Annotated in this window: 16 protein-coding genes; 9 read left to right on the top strand and 7 right to left on the bottom strand. The window is 61.9% G+C overall.

Going from position 1 to position 16,959, the window contains the following annotated elements; all coding sequences use genetic code 11:
* Window positions 1-36 precede the first annotated feature (36 nt).
* Genes BLX41_RS20200 through BLX41_RS20220 form a run of 5 tightly spaced genes read left to right on the top strand, consistent with a single transcriptional unit; the run spans window position 37 to window position 3,440 of the window.
* Window positions 37-495: a DUF2528 family protein gene (locus tag BLX41_RS20200; protein ID WP_053149903.1), complete on the top strand. Its 459-nt coding sequence runs from the start codon at window positions 37-39 to the stop codon at window positions 493-495.
* On the top strand, window positions 488-2,287 hold the full coding sequence (locus tag BLX41_RS20205; protein WP_123726308.1) for a DNA cytosine methyltransferase: 1,800 nt from the start codon (window positions 488-490) through the stop codon (window positions 2,285-2,287). The genes BLX41_RS20200 and BLX41_RS20205 overlap by 8 nt, the downstream gene beginning before the upstream one ends.
* A complete protein-coding gene (locus tag BLX41_RS20210) occupies window positions 2,284-2,535 on the top strand; it encodes a hypothetical protein (RefSeq protein WP_123726309.1) in 252 nt (83 codons plus the stop codon). The genes BLX41_RS20205 and BLX41_RS20210 overlap by 4 nt, the downstream gene beginning before the upstream one ends.
* Window positions 2,536-2,549: 14 nt before the next feature.
* A complete protein-coding gene (locus BLX41_RS20215) occupies window positions 2,550-3,170 on the top strand; it encodes a hypothetical protein (RefSeq protein ID WP_123726310.1) in 621 nt (206 codons plus the stop codon).
* Between the two features lie 54 nt (window positions 3,171-3,224).
* A complete protein-coding gene (locus BLX41_RS20220; protein ID WP_123726350.1) occupies window positions 3,225-3,440 on the top strand; it encodes a helix-turn-helix transcriptional regulator in 216 nt (71 codons plus the stop codon).
* Window positions 3,441-3,450: 10 nt separating this feature from the next.
* Here the strand turns inward: BLX41_RS20220 and BLX41_RS20225 are convergent, their stop codons facing one another.
* Window positions 3,451-4,662 (bottom strand): tyrosine-type recombinase/integrase, encoded by a 1,212-nt coding sequence (locus tag BLX41_RS20225; protein WP_123726311.1) that lies wholly within the window; start codon window positions 4,660-4,662, stop codon window positions 3,451-3,453.
* 360 nt (window positions 4,663-5,022) lie between these two features.
* Window positions 5,023-5,463 carry an SMI1/KNR4 family protein gene (locus tag BLX41_RS20230; protein ID WP_123726312.1) on the bottom strand — a complete coding sequence of 147 codons (441 nt, stop codon included), beginning with the start codon at window positions 5,461-5,463 and terminating at the stop codon, window positions 5,023-5,025.
* Window positions 5,464-5,710: 247 nt separating this feature from the next.
* On the opposite strand from BLX41_RS20230, the gene BLX41_RS20235 reads away from it, so the two are divergent.
* Window positions 5,711-6,439 (top strand): class I SAM-dependent methyltransferase, encoded by a 729-nt coding sequence (locus tag BLX41_RS20235; protein WP_123726313.1) that lies wholly within the window; start codon window positions 5,711-5,713, stop codon window positions 6,437-6,439.
* Between the two features lie 25 nt (window positions 6,440-6,464).
* Here BLX41_RS20235 and BLX41_RS20240 read toward each other — a convergent pair whose 3' ends face one another.
* A complete protein-coding gene (locus BLX41_RS20240) occupies window positions 6,465-8,240 on the bottom strand; it encodes a putative bifunctional diguanylate cyclase/phosphodiesterase (protein ID WP_123726314.1) in 1,776 nt (591 codons plus the stop codon).
* A gap of 560 nt (window positions 8,241-8,800) precedes the next feature.
* Here BLX41_RS20240 and BLX41_RS20250 point away from each other — a divergent pair.
* Together BLX41_RS20250 and BLX41_RS20255 are read left to right on the top strand one after the other, a co-directional pair.
* Complete coding sequence (locus tag BLX41_RS20250) at window positions 8,801-9,088, top strand: hypothetical protein (RefSeq protein ID WP_123726316.1); 288 nt, start codon at window positions 8,801-8,803, stop codon at window positions 9,086-9,088.
* 280 nt (window positions 9,089-9,368) lie between these two features.
* A complete protein-coding gene (locus BLX41_RS20255) occupies window positions 9,369-9,695 on the top strand; it encodes a hypothetical protein (protein ID WP_185073696.1) in 327 nt (108 codons plus the stop codon).
* Between the two features lie 77 nt (window positions 9,696-9,772).
* On the opposite strand, the gene BLX41_RS20260 is transcribed toward BLX41_RS20255, so the two are convergent.
* Window positions 9,773-10,309: a GNAT family N-acetyltransferase gene (locus tag BLX41_RS20260; protein ID WP_123726318.1), complete on the bottom strand. Its 537-nt coding sequence runs from the start codon at window positions 10,307-10,309 to the stop codon at window positions 9,773-9,775.
* A gap of 231 nt (window positions 10,310-10,540) precedes the next feature.
* Between BLX41_RS20260 and BLX41_RS20265 the strand changes: the two genes are divergently transcribed.
* Window positions 10,541-12,697 (top strand): TonB-dependent receptor, encoded by a 2,157-nt coding sequence (locus BLX41_RS20265; RefSeq protein WP_123726319.1) that lies wholly within the window; start codon window positions 10,541-10,543, stop codon window positions 12,695-12,697.
* A gap of 106 nt (window positions 12,698-12,803) precedes the next feature.
* On the opposite strand, the gene BLX41_RS20270 is transcribed toward BLX41_RS20265, so the two are convergent.
* From BLX41_RS20270 to BLX41_RS20280, 3 genes are all read right to left on the bottom strand, one after another.
* On the bottom strand, window positions 12,804-13,814 hold the full coding sequence (locus BLX41_RS20270; RefSeq protein WP_123726320.1) for an Ldh family oxidoreductase: 1,011 nt from the start codon (window positions 13,812-13,814) through the stop codon (window positions 12,804-12,806).
* A gap of 10 nt (window positions 13,815-13,824) precedes the next feature.
* Entirely contained in the window at window positions 13,825-15,444 is a 1,620-nt protein-coding gene (locus tag BLX41_RS20275) for an aldehyde dehydrogenase (NADP(+)) (protein WP_123726321.1), read from the bottom strand.
* 32 nt (window positions 15,445-15,476) lie between these two features.
* Window positions 15,477-16,959 (bottom strand): APC family permease (locus BLX41_RS20280; RefSeq protein WP_259745033.1); only part of this gene is annotated, 1,483 nt, incomplete at its 5' end.

Below are 16,959 nucleotides of genomic sequence, written 5' to 3' on the forward strand. Positions count from 1 at the left end.
AGCTGCAACTCCCCATCGCCCCAAAGGAGAAGCACCATGCAAACCATCCAACCTGCGGCCACCGTGCCCCAAGCCAGCAACACAGCGCTTTACCGTGTGGAGGAAACGTTCGGGGGCAACAACGTCCTGCTCGAAGTTGACCTCAATAAGCTGACACCTGAGCGGGCTACCGAGCTCTGCAACTTCTGGAGCTGTTCGGGGGGCTACGTCGAATCCGAAGACGGGAACCCAGTCCGCGCAGCCGTGCGCCTTTTCGGCAGCTGGATCATCAGCGATATGAGCCAAGAGGGTGGAACCGACTTCAGCCCTGATTACGAGTCCCCAGATGGTGACCCGCATCCTGGCCTGATCTGGTCGGCTGATGTTCATGAGGCAGACGGCTGGGGCGGCACCGACGACAGTCCTTTTGGTTGGTGTGGCATCCGCTGCGTAGCGGCAGAAGTGGCGTCCATCAACTTCTACAGCGTCGAGTTGAAGGAGGTGCAGCATGCTTAATCGCATCTTCAAGCACTTTCACTTCTGCTGCGGCCTTGGCGGCGGTGCAAAGGGTTTCAACCAAGCCAGATCCGTAGTCGGCAACATGCTGGGCACCTGGCAATGCATCGGGGGCGTCGACGTTGACCCTGTGGGCCTGCGCGACTTCGAACGTCTCGCCGGCGTCCCAGGCACCCAACTGGACCTCTTCACCCGCGATCAATACGTTCGCTTCCACGGGAAAGAGCCACCACCAGGATGGCGCGAGGCAACGGCAGAGGACATTCGGCGTGCCGCCGGCAATCAGCGCCCCGATGCGATTTTCATTTCCAGCCCCTGCAAAGGCGCCTCGGGCCTGCTGTCCGAGAAAATGAGCCTCACCCCGAAATACCAGGCCCTGAACGAGCTGACGCTGCGTTGCATCTGGCTGATGGGCGAGGCCTGGCCAGATGATCCGGTGCCGCTGATCGTCTTCGAAAACGTACCACGGCTCGCCACTCGCGGCCGGCACCTGCTGGACCAGATCAACAAGCTGCTGAGCCACTACGGCTATGCCTCAGCTGAAACCACACACGACTGTGGCGTCATCGGCGGCCTGGCCCAGAGCCGCAAGCGGTTCCTGTTGGTGGCCCGCCACATCGAGAAGGTGCCGCCCTTCCTGTACGAGCCTGAAAAAAAGACGCTCAAGTCAGTGGGTTCGATCCTCGGTCGCATGCCGATGGCCGGCGATATCGAGGCCGCGGGCCCGATGCACCGGGTGCCATCTCTGCACTGGAAAACCTGGGTGCGCCTGGCACTGGTTCAGGCCGGCAAGGACTGGCGCAGCCTGAATGACCTGGCCATCGAGGACGGGTATCTGCGCGACTTCGTGATAGTGCCCGAGGCTTACGGCGGCTATCTGGGGGTGAATAAGTGGGACGACTCAATGGGCGTTGTCGCCGGCCGGAGCCGGCCAACCAATGGCGCGTTCTCCGTGGCAGATCCACGGGCCAGGGATGGCGCGCTGCAATACCAGCAGTACGGCGTGCGGCGCTGGGATGAAACCAGCGGCGCGGTGATCGGCGTCAAGTCGCCCGGGCAAGGGACGTTCAGCGTTGCTGACCCGCGTCAGCCCGAAGGTAGCTTTGGCAAGTACCTGGTAACACCGTGGGAGCGCCCCAGCAGCACAGTAATCGCTGGCAGCACCACCGGCCAGAGCGCTTTCGCCGTGCAAGATCCTCGCTACGTCAACTGGCACGCCGGCGCGAGCACCAGAAAGCTTGGGGTCTGCCCTTGGGACAAGACGGCTGGAACTGTTACTGGTTCACAACAGGTGGCCAGCGGGGCATTGTCGATCGCTGACCCTCGCCCGGGAATGAAGCGCGACAAGGGCGACGCCTATCTCACCGGTGGCCATTACGGGGTTGTCGACTGGAGCGGCCAGGCCGGAGCTGTTTCGGCAAGTGCCCGCCAGGACAACGGCCGTTGGTCCGTCGCAGACCCTCGCATGCCGGAGCCCAATGAAAAGCTCACCTGTGTAATCGAAAGCCTCGACGGCACCTGGCACCGCCCCTTCACCACCCTGGAACTGGCCGCCCTGCAGAGTCTGGTCGAGCCCGAGGAATGGCTTGAGCTGGACGGCCTGAGTGACCAGGCCTGGCGGGAACGGATCGGAAACGCAGTCCCACCAGCAGCAGCCGAAGCGATCGCCCAGGTCATGGGCACCACGCTCCTACTGGCCGAGGCCGGCGAGACGTTCATGCTCAACAGCATGCCGGTCTGGGTTCAGCCCGTAGCGATCGCGCTGAGCGTTGCGCAGCAGGAGGCCCTGTGAACGTATTCCTTTTGCTGTACCTGTGCACCAGTGCCGCCCGCACGGATTGTCAGGTGATCCCGGTTCAACGCTGGATTGGGCCTGACTCCTATCAGCAATGCGAAGTTACTGCCCGACAACTCACAACCGACCTCACCGAAAAAAACCGCAAGCGGAATTACTTCGTTTGCGACATCCAGTCTGCCGGCGACATCGATGCTGCCCAACAGCTCCAGCCGCTGCTGACCCACCAGTCGTTTTTGCTTTGAACAGGAGGCCCACAATGTCTGACCTTTTTTACTTACAGGACAGCCGCAGCAACGTAGGTAGTCGAGCGATGTTCTGGCGCGTGGGAGGCAGCTATACCTCTAACCTCGATGAGGCTGAGCAGTTCACCCGTGAGCGCGCTGTAAGGCAGTTCGAGAGTCGCGAGAGCGATCTCCCCTGGCCAGTGGACTACGTCCGTGCTCGAGCGGAGGTCGGCGTCGATTTTCAGTACCTCAGCAAATCCGAAGCCGAGGCCTACCTGAACGAGGACGGCCGTGTGTATGTGGCCCATGCTCGCGAGTGGGACGGTAACGACCTGGTCTGGCTCGGCGGCAGGGGTCCTACCGCCAACCTGGAAGACGCCATCCACCCAGGCGCGACAGATGCCGCTGGCTACCTGTCGCAGGGTTGCGACCTGTGGCCGTGCAGCTACATTGCTGAGCGCTCCCGCCCAGTCGTTCGGGCCTCGCGGCTCAATCACAAGCAGGCGCTACGCGAAGTGAGCCTCAGTCTGCCGAAGATCAAACGCCCAAAGATACGACGGTACCTGACCAACTGCGGTGGCTGTGGACGCTTCCTAAGTGAGCGTCAGGTCTACGGCGACTGCTCTAACTGCGGGGAGAACAACGCGCCATGAGTTGTTATTCAAGTGATAGGGCTCCGGTGGAGAAGGCTGCGCGGGGTGAAGTCCATGTCTAAAAAACTCGACCGCTTCATGCAGGAAAAGGAAGTGTTGAGCGTAACTTCCTTCTCCAGGACAACGCTCTGGCGGGAAATAAAGCGAGGGCGATTCCCTCAGTCGGTAGTGATCTCCGCCGGCAGAGTTGGCTGGCGAGCTTCGGCAATCGCAGCCTGGCAGAGCAACCCTGAAAACTGGCATGCCAATGCCACCACCGAGGCCGCGTAAGCGGCCTCACCTATTCCAGCTTCGCCGTAATTACGTTCTTCTCCAGCCACGTCGCCCACTTCTGGAGCCCGTTCTTTTTTTCGTCGAAGTAGTCATAGCGGTCGTAGTGCTTGGATGAAACGTCCCCGAAGGCATGCCCCTGAATGCGGTCGCGTAGCTCTTTAGACAACTTGGCTACCCCCATCAGGGTCTTACAGGTCCTGCGAAGATCGCGCAGAGTGAAAGGGCCATTGAACTTGTCGGCGTGACGGCTGCAAAGCTTGGTCACCGCACGGGAAAGCGAATTGGTGTGTAGAGAGGTGCCTACCACCTTGCCTTCGAAGGGATAGGCGCTGGTTTCGTTGATCTCATCCATTGCCTTCAGGCTTTGGCGCATCAGCTTGTTATAGGGCACCACATGCAACGACCGCTCGCCCTCAGCCCCTCGCCCCTTCCTGTTGCGGATGATCAAGTGGTCCTTGAGGTAGTGCCGACGCTCGGTTGCAAGCAGTTGCTCCGGACGCTGCCCACCTGATGCGATCAGAAACTTGATCAGTTCGGCCGTCACAACACTCAGTTGTTCAGGCAGCACCTGCCACAGGTAGGCCAGCTCGTTTGTTGACAACGCTCGATCGCCTGGCTGCTCCCAGTCGGCCTGCACTGGCACGCTGGCCACCGGATTACTCTTGATCCCAAACTTCAGATCATCTTTCTGGTAACTGCGGGGATTGAACTCCTGCTCCAGGCCGACCTGGAAGGCGGCATGCAGTTGCGATCGAAGCCGGTTGCAATAAGTGGTCACTCCGTCGGCGATCATCTTGGCGATGATGTCGCGGATCTCGCCCGGACCGATCAGCGATACCGGTTTCTTGACCAGGTTGGGGAAAGGCTGTGACACGTAGCGATTGAAAGACCACTTCACATCATCCGCCGAAGCTGCCCCCTCGCCTTGTAGCTTGGCAACGTAGCTGTCCAGCAAGTCCTGGAAGGACGCGGGCGAAACCACAGCTTCTTTCTCGACTCGACAAAGGTCACGAGCTGCTGCAAGACCAAGTGCCGGCCAGGTGCCGAGTTTGCTCTTGGACTTTGTGCCGTTCACTCGGCGCTGGAAATAGAACTCCTTCGTCCCGTTCGGCCGGACACGCAGCATGAGCACACCCTCGCCTCTTGCGCTGCGGCCATCCGAGACCGTGTATTCCTTTTCCGCAGGCTTCATTGCCTTGATCTGTTTCTCTGTGAGCATTTGGGGGCCGTTACTGGGGGCCATTGGCCTGAAACAAAGGGGTTATCGGTGAAACAGGATGAAACAACCGTTCCTCGGCGAGGCCCCGTATTCCGGGCCTTTGCGGGGCAAAAGGATACACCCTGAACCCATATGAAACACCATCAGGCCCAGCTTCCCAAGCTGATAACGAGGGTTCGATTCCCTTCACCCGCTCCACTTCCCCAATCTGCGGGCTCCCGCAGATATCTGTAGAAGCTTCTCAAGTCGTTCATTCAAACGATTGCCTCCCCCCAGCAGCAAATCTAGCGAATCAAGCCCAAGCCTTGTGCAGATGATTGGGGCACCGCTGTTTCAGCATCGACCTTTGCCAAGGGTGCATCAGCCTGGTGCCTGACACAGCCGATCAGGATCGGCCAAAAAGGCGGCATAGCCATCGGCAACGACGCAGGTTCGGCCCGTCTCATGGGACCAGAGCACCACGACCGGCTCACCGGCGTCGCCCAGTACGGCGTAGTCGAAGCAGTAATAGTCGCCCGTGCCAAATTGAGCGAACGGCAGCAGGCTGGAGAAGTCGAACGCGATGTCGGAGAAGGTGTCTTGCCAGGCCTGCCAGCCCTGCTCGAAATGCCGGACTATCGACTCCCAGGTCTTGCGGGGATCACGCGCATCAAAGACAGGAAATACTTCCAGCCCCCCCAGCGCCTTGCCGTTGTGCTCCAGAAGCCAGTCCCCGAACGACCTGGGCAAGGTTCGCCCCAATGCCGTCTCGGCAGCATGAATAGCCTCTACTGTCGTGCCTATCACTCTCGCTTTGCCCAAGATGCCTCGCTTAGGGTACAGACCCGGGTTCGGGAGATTCGGTTGGCCCTTACAGACGATTGCCCACCGGTATCGGTTGGGTTGGTGTCGCTGACGACGCTGATCGTTTGAGGCCTGGCGCACGATAATGCATAACCCACACTGAGTGAAAATCTGCCGTGACCGGGTCAGAGGAAAACCCTCAGCCGCATCTTTTGCATGATCCGCCCGACACCACGGCTGCACACGAGTCCGAAGGAGACGCTACATGACCCAGAACATTTACGACGATCCGACCTTTTTTCAGGGCTACAGCCAGATGGGCCGCTCCCTCGGCGGCCTGGATGCGGCACCGGAATGGCCGGCCCTGCAGGCCCTGCTGCCCGCCATGAACGGTCTCAAGGTGGTGGACCTGGGTTGCGGTTATGGCTGGTTCAGCCGCTGGGCCAGCGAACAGGGAGCCCAGCAGGTACTGGGCCTGGACGTTTCGCAAAAGATGCTGGCGACCGCCCGCGCCAGCACCTCGGCACCCAACATCGATTATCAGCGGGCCGACCTGGAACACCTGAGCCTGCCCACCTGCAGCTTCGACCTGGCCTACAGCTCCCTGGCCCTGCACTACATCAAGGACTTGCGCGGGTTGTTCACCCAGCTCCATGCCGCCCTGGTACCCGGGGCGCGCCTGGTGTTCTCCATTGAGCACCCGATCTTCATGGCTCCGCGCAACCCGGGTTGGCGGGTGGATGACCAGGGCCGCAAGTCCTGGCCGCTGGACAGCTACCAGCAGGAAGGCGAGCGAGTGACCCATTGGCTGGCGGAAGGCGTGATCAAGCAGCACCGGACCCTGGGCACCCTGCTCAACACTCTGATCGACACGGGGTTCAGCATTCGCCATGTCGAGGAGTGGGGCCCCACGGCGCAGCAGGTGCTTCAGCAACCGGCGCTGGAAGAAGAGCGGGAACGGCCAATGATGCTGCTGGTGGCTGCCCAGCGTTGAGGCAGCCATCACCCTTAGCAGGCGTCTAGATGCCACCCTGCAACGGAAAACGCCGGGCCCCGCTGAGAGCGAGGAATTTTTCCTGAGCCATGGGCCGGGCCAGGAAATAGCCCTGGGCTTCGTCGCAGCCAAAGGCCCGCAGCATCTGCAGGCATTTGAAACTCTCGATGCCCTCGGCCACGGTGCGATAGCCCAGCTCCCTGGCCAGGGCGATGACCGAACGGGTGATCTTCTGGTGCTGTGCGCTGCTCTCAAGGTCCGTGACCATGGATTTGTCGAGCTTCACCACATTGGCTGGAATCTGATGCAGGTAGGCGAAGTTGCTGTAGCCGGTACCGAAATCATCGATGGCCACGTCCATGCCCAGGCCGCGTATCTTGCTCAACTGATCCAGCACCCTTGGATTGGAACGCAGCCAGGCACCTTCGGTGATTTCTACCTCCAGGCGCCGAGGATCGATACGGTGACGCAGGCAGGCATCCCTGAGCACATCGGCAATATCCTGGTCCTCGAAATCCTGGGGGGAAAGGTTGATCGACAGGCGTTGTACATTGCTGGAGCTCCATCTGTGCAGCCTGTCCAGAACCGCGTTGATCACCCAATGGGTCACCCGGTGGATCAAGGTATTGCGCTCCATGACCGGAATGAACTCCGCCGGGGAAATCGGTCCCAGCCAAGGGTGATCCCAGCGGATCAGTGCCTCTGCGCTGACCTGGGCACCGTCGGGCAGGGCGAAGCGCGGTTGGAACATCAGGTAGATCTGTCCGCTGTCGAGGGCTTCGCTGATGTCCGAGGCCAAGTTGAAGGCGCGTCGATAGGCCTGATCGCGCACCACGTCGTAGGGCGCCCAGGTGCTGCGCTTCAAGGCCGCCAGCTCCAGGGCGAACATGGCTTTGCGCAGCACGTCCGGCACCGCATCGCGGTCCGTGGAGAACTCCACGGTGCCTGCACATACCCCCGGAATCATCGGCAGCTCAAGGCCCGGCGGCTGGCGCCGCAAACGCCGCACCAGCCCTTCGAGAAAACGTTCGATGCCCGGCGCTGCCGGTAGCAGGAAGCCAAAACGCTTGACCGAGACGTGATACACCCGCACATGCCGTCCCAGGTAGGCGAGCAGTTGCTGGGCCAGGAAGCGCACGATGATTTCGAACGGAGCCATGCCCATGGCCAGGGTCAGCTCGTGAGCCACGGACATGTCCACCGCATCCACCAGCACCAGCACGCGCTTTTCGCCAGGATGCTGTTCCGCCAGGTCGTACAGGTCGCTCTGGAATTGCTCCCGATTGGGCAGGCTGCTGACCGGATCGCGACGTGTCTGGCGCTGACGCTGTTCGATCTGCTCCATCACCAGGGACGCCAGGTCCCGCAGTTGCTGGCGCTCGACGGCATTCAAGCGCTGGGGCTGTTTATCGATGACGCACAAACTGCCGATGGCGTGGCCGGTGGACGTGATCAGAGGCGCGCCGGCATAAAAGCCGATGCACGGATCTTCAGTGACCAGGGGGTTGGCATGAAAGCGCACATCCCGGCGGGCGTTTTCCACTTCAAACACATCGCCGGACTTGATGGTGTAGGCACAGAACGATTGATCAATGGGAGTCTGCTCGGCGACAAAGCCCACCCGCGACATGAACCACTGGCGGTCCCGATCCACCAGGGTGATCAAGGCCGTGGGTACCTTGAAGTACTCCGCCGCCAGACGACAAATACGATCGAAACGCTCGCAACGTGCCGTGTCCAGCAGCTCCAGGGCATACAGGGCAGCCAGGCGCTGCTCCTCGGCCAAAGCCTTATCGGGCATACCGCGCCTCAGGCAGGATCAACACATTCATCAGAAAACCTATCTCAGCATCGCAGGGGGAAAACGCCACCCGGAAACGGGTCGTGCCCAAAATAGTGGCATTACGACATCCATCGACAGCATGACGCAGTGACTAGTGCTTGCCAATTCCATCCGTCGGACGAACGGTATTTCCCGGGGAAGTTTATCCCATCCTTGAAAAGGCCATTCCAGAGCGCTCGCGCCCCACGACGAAGAGACCTTGCCGGCTATTGCCCCCTGCTCGAACCGCCCTCTGCAAACCCTGGCAGATCGGCAGGTGCGCACCTTGCGAGGACAAAAAAAGCGATCCGTGGATCGCTTTCTTTGTTACTGCATCACAAGGCCGGTTCCAGAGTCCCGACCTCCTTGCCCCCTTGTCGCTACCCTGCTCCTGCCGGGCATCCGAATCTTTTAACAGCCTGCGACTGTCTGCTGGCTGAACCTGCCGGCGGCAAGCGTGATATTTCATGACCAGGACCTTGCCAAGCAGGAGCAAAGCCGGAACCATGCGCCGCCCTGCCCACGGATGGAGCCGTACCATGAAAAAACTCGTCTTCCTGCTGTTCCTCGGCCTGCTGGTGGTGCTCAACGTCGGCTACTACACCGAGCTGGAAGAAGCTGAGACCCACACCCGCTGGTTTATCAAGCAGTCCCCGACTCTGCGTCTGGAGTTCTTCAATATCCACGCCAATGACGGCGATTACCGGCGCGTGGAAAAACTCACCCCCGAGTACCGGCAGATGATCATCGACTACTGCAAGTACCGTTGGGGCATCGACACCCAGGTCACCACCCAGGCCGACGTGGAACGTTGCGCGAAGCTCTGACCCCTCTCCTCCTGCATGCCCTGCCCCCGCTCTTTGGTACGCGTCTCATGTCGACCGGGCCAGCCACTGGCCATGGTCGCGACAACACTCCTGCCCCAGGCCCCGGGGAGCCCTGCGCCCATCCTGAGTCCAGGGATGCTATGGTGGTCGGCTGCCCTGCGTGCCAGGGCTCACTGGAGGAGCGCGACGCTGAACGCCTGGTCGTAAAGCTTGAGGAGGTCACTGAATAGATATGTGCAACGCCAAAGATATTTATACCGCGGGTTGGATTCTGGTAGTCATGTCCGGACTGGTGTCCCTGGTGATCCAGATCTACCTGGGCTATTTCAAGATCGATGACATGGTCAAGTACCTGGCCCGCTGCCGAGTCATCGCCGTTCGCATGCCACTGCTGGGCAAGGACCCCCTCAGCCGTCTGTTCATGCTGGTGTGCATCGGCGGAATGTTCGCCATGCCCCACCTCTTTCTGCGCAACGGCGGCATGGATGTGCGGGACTACAAGAACTTCCCCCTGGGCCTGAAATGGCTGATCAATCTGTTCCAGTTGTCAGCCCTGGTCGCGGCCATCGCCTTCCTGGTGCTGTGGTGGGTCAGCCGTCACCTTTGATCGGCAACTGACCGGCAACGGCCTTCACTGCGGGGCGCCACAGGACGGCGCCCCGTCGCCACAGAGCCAGCAGCCTTTCAACCGATCGCTGGCTGCTGATAAAAATCCTCACGAGTCATTTCGAAAAAACGGCTTGGCAGCCCTTCAAATTCGCCGTCGTGAGTGAAACGAAAACCTATCTTGCGAGCCACCGCCAATGACGCGCCATTGTCGATGTGGGCATCAGCGACAATCCGTTCGACCTCCGGGTCAGCAAAGGCGTGCTCGACAATGCGCCTGGCAGCCTCAGTAGCAACCCCCCGGCCCCAGGCACGCCGCACCAGACGCCAGCCCATCTCCAGCTCGGGCCCCACGGCGTCGAAAGGAATGAACGAGACCCAGCCCAGCAAATCGCTCGGGGCCTCCTTGGCGAAGATCGCCCAATAACCGCATCGCTCACCAAAATCCTGGGTCATGCGCGACTGCAGGAAATCCCGATGCCATTGCCCACCGTCCCAGATCCCCGGAGTGAAGCGCGTGACTTCAGGGTCCAGGTCCATGCGCAAGCAGGCCTCGAAGTGTTCGAGCGTGCGTGGGCGCAATATCAGGTTGGGGGTTTCCAAGTGCAGATTCATCCGTGATCTCCCGGGTTGATGGTCGACCATGAAACAGCGGCGGGCGGAAAAAGAAAACAGCCCGCAGCAAGAAAACAAGTCACCCCGCACAGCAGGCCCGATCAACAAAGCCCCTTAGCCGGTATACAGCCACGCATACACTTTTCGACACGATTGTTCAGAACTATCTGATTGAATGACATGAATTCTCGAATGAGAATCGCTTCCAAATAAAACGGAGGCTCTATTTCAATGTCCAGTCCTGCCCGCCCACAACCCTGGAAGTTGTGGTCCACCTCTCTCGGTCTGATGGCCCTCAGCGAGGCCAGCCTGGGAGCCACTCTCGAAGACACCAAGCGTCACACCGAGGCGACTCCGGTCACCCTGGCCCCGACCCATGTGCAAGGGGTTCATCAGCCTGGCTACAAGCGCGATGCCTCCGATTCGGTGAAGTTCACCGCTCCACTGCGGGAAACGCCGAAGTCGGTAACCATCATCACCGACACCCTGATGCAGGAACGTGCCGTGTCGACCCTGACCGACGCCTTGCGCACAACCCCGGGGATCACCTTCGGCGCCGGGGAAGGCGGAACGCCGCTGGGGGATCGCCCGTTCATCCGCGGCTTCGAGGCCAGCACCGACATCATGATCGACGGCATCCGCGATGTCGGCCGGATGAACCATGAAGTCTTCAACTACGAGCAGATCGAGATCGTCAAAGGCCCGGGCTCGGCCTACTCGGGACGCGGCTCCACCGGCGGCACCATCAATCTGGTCAGCAAGGTGCCGCAGCAGGAGAATTTCGCCGCCGGCAGCCTGACCCTGGGCACCGATCATCAGCGACGCGGCACCCTCGACCTCAACCAGTACCTGCCCGAACAGAACATGGCCCTGCGCCTGAACGTCATGAAGCACGAAGCCGACACCCCAGGACGGGACAATGTCGAAGTCAGCCGCTGGGGCGTGGCACCGAGCTTCTCCTTCGGCCTGGGCACCGAGACCCGCGGCACCTTGAGCTACTACCACATGCAGACCGACGACATGCCCGACCAGGGCATTCCGGTATCGGAAATCAGCGGCAAGCCGATCAAGGTCGATCGGGACAACTTCTACGGTTTCACCAAGCGCGACTTCCGCAAGACTTCGGCAGATCAGGCCACCCTGAAACTGGAACACGACTTCAATGACCACCTGACCCTGCGCAACACCACCCGCCAGGGCCGCAGCATGCAGGACTACATCATGAGCCGGCCGCTCTCCTCGGCGGCTCAGGAACGGGCGAACACCGTGCAACGTACCGCTCGCGGGCGCAACGTGACCAATACCTCGCTGATCAACCAGACCGACATCTTCGGCAAGTTCGACACAGGTACCATCGGCCACAGCTACATCGCCGGCCTGGAGTTTTCCCGGGAACGGATCGACGTCAAGAATCGTTACGGCAACGCCCGCAGTGCCGATCTCGGCGACCTGAACCAGCCCAACCCCAAGGACCCGTTCACCCCGGTGCCACGGGGCAACGGCCAACACACCACCACCCAGCACAACAACCGTGCCGTCTACGTGATGGACACCCTGGCCCTGCACGAACAATGGGACCTGAACCTGGGCCTGCGCTATGACGCCTACCACGTCAGGGACCCCGGCCAAAGCAACCGCAGCAATATGTGGACCTACCAAAGCGGCATCGTCTTCAAGCCCCTGCCCTACGGCAGCATCTACCTGTCCTACGGCACCTCGTTCAACCCTTCGGGCGAAACCGCCGGGCAGTCGGGCGGCGCCGATGGCGCAGCGGGCGGCCGGCTCAGCAACCTGGACCCGGAAAAGAGCCGCAGCCTCGAACTGGGCACCAAATGGGACCTGCTCAACGAGCGTCTGGCCCTGACGGCGGCCGTGTTCAAGACCGAGAAAACCAACGCCCGAACCTATGACCCGATCAGCAACGACGTGACCCTGGACGGCGATGTCGAAGTGAAAGGTTTTGAGGTCGGGGCCACCGGTCACCTCACCGATCAATGGCAGGTGATGGCGGGCTACACCTACCTGGATGCCCAGACCGTCAAGTACGCATCAGGCAGGAACACCAACTTCAACGGCAACCAGATGAAGTTCATCGCCCCCAACAGCGCCTCGGTCTGGAGCACCTACATGCTCACCGACCGCCTGAAGGTCGGTGCCGGTGCCAACTATGTGGGCGAGCGCTACACCAACGACGAAAACACCCGCAGCCTCGATGCCTACTGGCGTTACGACGCCATGCTGGCCTATCGGGTGAACAAGAATCTGGACCTGCAGTTCAACGTCCTCAACCTCACCGACGAGACCTACTACGACGCCTCCCACGTCGGCATGTTCGCCATCGTCGCTCCGGGCCGTTCTGCCGAGCTGGCGGCCAACCTGCGCTTCTAAAGGCTTGTCTCTTCGCCGGCAAGCCGGCTCCTACGCAAGTTGTAGGAGCTGGCTTGCCAGCGAAAGCGTCACATGAACCCAGCCCCTGTCCGCCGGCGCGCCCCCCCTAAAGCAACTGCCGAATCTCCTCCAGCAACTCCCGAGGAATCTGCACCCCGTGCTCCAGGCTGCGCGCCCGGGCCTCGAACCTGCGCTGGGACGGCAAGCGCGCGCCATCCCGGGCAATCCCTGCGAACAAGCCCTCCGCCCGCTCCAGCCCCGCTTGATAACCCTGCCCCAGAAACACCTGGGGATCGAACGCCAGCACCAGCTCGCCATGACAAGGCGTAGCGCCGACGCCCTCATCGAAGGCCATGGACTCCACACTGGTGAGGTCGCCAATCAGGGCCCCGGCCAACAATTCGATCATCGCTGCCAGGGCCGAACCCTTGTGACCGCCAAAGGTCTGCATGGCACCGCGCAATGCCGCCTTGGCATCCGTGGTGGGCTCGCCGTCGGCATCGATGGCCCAGTGCCCGGGAATCGGCTTGCCCTGGCGTGCATGCAACTCGATGTCGCCACGGGCAATGGCGCTGGTGGCGAAGTCGAAGACAAAAGGATCGCCCCCCGGTCGCGGCCAGGCAAAGGCCAGGGGATTGGTGCCGAATACCGGGTGCCGGCCACCGGCCGGAGCCACCCAGCTGTGACTGGGGTTCATCGCCAGGCCCACCAGCCCGGTGGCGGCAATCGCCTCGACCTCGGGCCACAGCGCGGAAAAGTGGAAACAGCGCTTGATCACCATGGCGGCGATTCCCTGGCTGCGAGCCTTTTCCGCCAGGACCGGCAAGCCAGTGTGAAAACCCAGCAGGGAATAGCCGTAGTGGGCATCCACTTCCAGCACCCCGGGCGAGACATGCCGCAAGCTGGGTTCGGCCCGGGGGTCGATCTTGCCTTCGCGCACCGAGCGCACGCAGCCCAGCAGGCGATACACCCCGTGGGAATGGCATTCGTCACGCTGGCCCTGAGTAATGACCTCGGCGATCGCCCGACTGTGAGCGTCGGACAGGCCATGTCGGCTGAGCACCTGGTAGGACAGGCTGCGGACTTCGTCCAGTGACAGGGTGATGTATTCAGACATGGTGGAACCTCTATGAGCGGTGAGTGAAAGCTCCTGTGGGAGAGTTTGTTGTGGGGCCGATCGGCCCCTGGCCATCGATCAGTTGCGGCACGTGCAAGCGATTGCCGCAGGACAGTTCGGCAGGCAACAGCGCCTCAGGCAGATCCTGGTAGGACACCGGACGCAGAAAGCGCTGGATCGCCAGGCTGCCCACCGAGGTGCTGCGGCTGTCGGAAGTGGCCGGGAACGGTCCGCCATGAACCATGGCGTGGCCCACTTCGACCCCGGTGCCGAATCCGTTGACCAACAGGCGTCCGGCCTTGCGCTCCAACAGCGGCAGCAGCGTGCAGACCTGGGGGTGATCGCCATCGCTCAGGTGCAGCGCAATGGTCAACTGGCCCTCCAGGCTCTGCAGCACCTGTTGCAAGGCCGCAAAGTCCGGGCAACGCACGATCAACGAGGCCGGGCCAAAGACCTCTTCACGCAATGCTGCGCAGCCCATGAAGGCCTCGGCCGAGGTGGCAAACAACGCGCCTCGGGCCTGACTGCCCTGCCCCGCCAGGCCCTGGGCCAAAGTCTGCACCTGGGCATGAGCCGCCAGGACGGCAACGCCCTGGCAGTAACTGCGGTGAATGCCTGGGGTCAGCATGGTCTGCGCTGCCTGTGTGGCTAGGGCTGCGGCAGCGGCGCTTTCAAAGCGCCGTAATGCCGAGCCTTCAAGGGCCAGGATCAATCCCGGATTGGTACAGAACTGCCCGGCGCCCTGGGTCAGCGAGGCAACGAACGCCGGAGCAATCTGTTCCGCCCGTGCCTCCAGGGCTTGGGGCAACAACAGCACCGGATTGATGGAGCTCATCTCGGCGTACACGGGAATCGGCTCAGGGCGCAAGGCGGCGATCTGCATCAGCGCGACCCCACCCGTGCGCGAGCCGGTGAACCCCACCGCCTTGATCCGCGGGTCCGCCACCAGCCCCTGGCCGATGGCCCGGCCGCTGTCGAACAGCAGCGAAAACACCCCCTCGGGCAATCCCAGGCTCTGCGCGGCCCGGGCAATGGCCTGCCCCACCAACTCAGATGTCCCGGGGTGCGCCGAGTGGGCCTTGACGATCACCGGGCAACCCGCCGCCAGGGCCGAGGCGGTGTCGCCGCCGGCCACGGAAAACGCCAGGGGAAAGTTCGACGCGCCAAACACTGCCACCGGGCCCAGGCCGATATGCCGCAGGCGCAGCTCGACCCTGGGCAGAGGCTGACGCTCAGGTTGCGCCGGGTCGATCCTGACCCCGAGAAAACCGCCGTCACGGACCACCTGGGCAAACAGTCGCAACTGGCCGACGGTGCGCCCCCGCTCACCTTCCAGGCGAGCCCGGGGCAAGCCGGTTTCCAACTGACAGCGTTCAATCAGCTCCTCACCCAAGCCCAGAATATGGCTGGCAATGCTCTCCAGAAATGCCGCCCGCTGTGCAAGCGGCAACTGGCGATAAGGATCGAAGGCCGCCTGCGCCAAGGCACAGGCGCGCTCGAGCTGAGCTTGCGAGGCGCCGCCGAAAGCCGGTTGCAACACCTCGCCACTGGCGGCGGCCAGCCCATGAATCGAGCCATGGTCGCCAAGCTCGGCGGTGTGACCTATCAGCATCTGTCCCGTAACAGTCATGGATTACCTCGTCTGCATGAAAAGGGTCGTGGTCATTCCACCTCATCGCCGTCCAGCACCAGCTTGGCGCTGGGCACCCCGGTATTGGCGCCCCAGTAGTAGATGCACAGGGCCATGAGGGTGACGGTGAGGGTGTCGTAGGGGTGACTCAGGGCGCCGATGCCGCCGAAGCTGCCCAGGTAGGAAATGACAATGGTCAGCCCATAGAAGGCGATCAGCCACAGGGACGAACGCACCTGCTCCCCCAGGCTCAGGTGGTCGGTGGGCACCAGGCGCTTGCACAGCAGGTAGATCACGAACATCAGGATCTGCAGCCCCAGCAGCCAGGACACCGTGCCCCAACCGGACCAGTAGACGATCAGCGCAGCGATCACGAAGGACACCGGGCCCAGCAGCGCAAACGCACTGACCCGGAACGGCCGCGCCAGCTGCGGTGCACTCTTGCGCAACGCCGCGACGCTGATGGGGGCCACCGCATAACTGAGCACCAGGGCCGCTGAAACCACGTTGATCAGCGCTTCCCACGAGGGGAACGGCAGGGTCCAGAACACCGACAGGCCGAAAGTCAGCCACAGCGCCGGACGGGGGATGCCGGACTGTTCATCGATGCGGGTGAAGACCTTGAAGAAGGTCCCGGTACGGGCCCAGCCGTAGACCACCCGCGGCGTGGCGTTCATGTAGATGTTGCCGCAGCCGCTGGGGGAGATCACCGCGTCGGCCACCACCAGATAGGCCAGCCAGCCGACCCCGAGGGTCAGGGCAATGTCGCGGTACGGCAGAGAGAATTCCTTGCTGATGCCGCTCCAACCGTTGGCCAGCATTTCCGTGGGAATGCTGCCCAGGAAGGCCAGTTGCAGCAGGCCGTAAATCAAGGTCGAAAGCAGCACCGAGAGAATCAGCGCGATGGGAATGGTGCGCTGGGGATTACGTACTTCACTGGCCACGGAGATGATCGGCGTCAGCCCCAGGTAGGCGAAGATGATGCCCCCCGCCGAGACCGCCATCTCGATCCCCGACAGGCCGAACGGGGCAAAACCCTGGACATGGAAGTTGTCGGGCTTGAAGAAGGTGAACAGCACCGCGATCACCAGCAGCGGCACGATGAACTTGAACAGGCTGATGAAGTTGTTGGATTTGGCGAAGGTCTTGACGCTGTAGTAGTTGAGCCAGAAGAACAGGCACAACAGGGCAAACTGCACCAGCCAGCCGATGATGGTCGGGTTGCTGGAGCCTTCGTGGGTCAATGCCGGGAACCAGGCCGCAGCGTATTGCCGGGCCGCCACCACCTCAATCGCCACCAGGCTGGAAAAGGCGATCAGGGTGATGAACCCCATCAAGTAACCCAGCAGCGGGCCATGGGAGAACACCGGGTAGCGCACCACCCCACCGGCCCGCGGCAGGGCGGCTCCCAGCTCGCAGTAGACGATGCCCAACAGCAGCACGGCGAACCCGCCCAGCAGCCAGGAAAAGATCCCCGCCGGCCCGGCAATCGCCGAAACGTGGCTGGCAGCGAAC

It is taken from the genome of Pseudomonas protegens, from assembly GCF_003732485.1.
Classification (GTDB): Bacteria; Pseudomonadota; Gammaproteobacteria; order Pseudomonadales; family Pseudomonadaceae; genus Aquipseudomonas; species Aquipseudomonas protegens_B.

Excerpts from the sequence above, each read along its gene's own strand:
- BLX41_RS20240 (WP_123726314.1), bottom strand. The coding sequence starts at position 8,240 with ATGCCCGATAAGGCTTTGGCCGAGGAGCAGCGCCTGGCTGCCCTGTAT.
- BLX41_RS20265 (WP_123726319.1), top strand. The coding sequence starts at position 10,541 with ATGTCCAGTCCTGCCCGCCCACAACCCTGGAAGTTGTGGTCCACCTCT.
- BLX41_RS20260 (WP_123726318.1), bottom strand. The coding sequence starts at position 10,309 with ATGAATCTGCACTTGGAAACCCCCAACCTGATATTGCGCCCACGCACG.
- BLX41_RS20215 (WP_123726310.1), top strand. The coding sequence starts at position 2,550 with ATGTCTGACCTTTTTTACTTACAGGACAGCCGCAGCAACGTAGGTAGT.
- BLX41_RS20275 (WP_123726321.1), bottom strand. The coding sequence starts at position 15,444 with ATGACTGTTACGGGACAGATGCTGATAGGTCACACCGCCGAGCTTGGC.
- BLX41_RS20220 (WP_123726350.1), top strand. The coding sequence starts at position 3,225 with ATGTCTAAAAAACTCGACCGCTTCATGCAGGAAAAGGAAGTGTTGAGC.
- BLX41_RS20250 (WP_123726316.1), top strand. The coding sequence starts at position 8,801 with ATGAAAAAACTCGTCTTCCTGCTGTTCCTCGGCCTGCTGGTGGTGCTC.
- BLX41_RS20235 (WP_123726313.1), top strand. The coding sequence starts at position 5,711 with ATGACCCAGAACATTTACGACGATCCGACCTTTTTTCAGGGCTACAGC.
- BLX41_RS20225 (WP_123726311.1), bottom strand. The coding sequence starts at position 4,662 with ATGCTCACAGAGAAACAGATCAAGGCAATGAAGCCTGCGGAAAAGGAA.
- BLX41_RS20205 (WP_123726308.1), top strand. The coding sequence starts at position 488 with ATGCTTAATCGCATCTTCAAGCACTTTCACTTCTGCTGCGGCCTTGGC.
- BLX41_RS20200 (WP_053149903.1), top strand. The coding sequence starts at position 37 with ATGCAAACCATCCAACCTGCGGCCACCGTGCCCCAAGCCAGCAACACA.
- BLX41_RS20255 (WP_185073696.1), top strand. The coding sequence starts at position 9,369 with ATGTCCGGACTGGTGTCCCTGGTGATCCAGATCTACCTGGGCTATTTC.
- BLX41_RS20270 (WP_123726320.1), bottom strand. The coding sequence starts at position 13,814 with ATGTCTGAATACATCACCCTGTCACTGGACGAAGTCCGCAGCCTGTCC.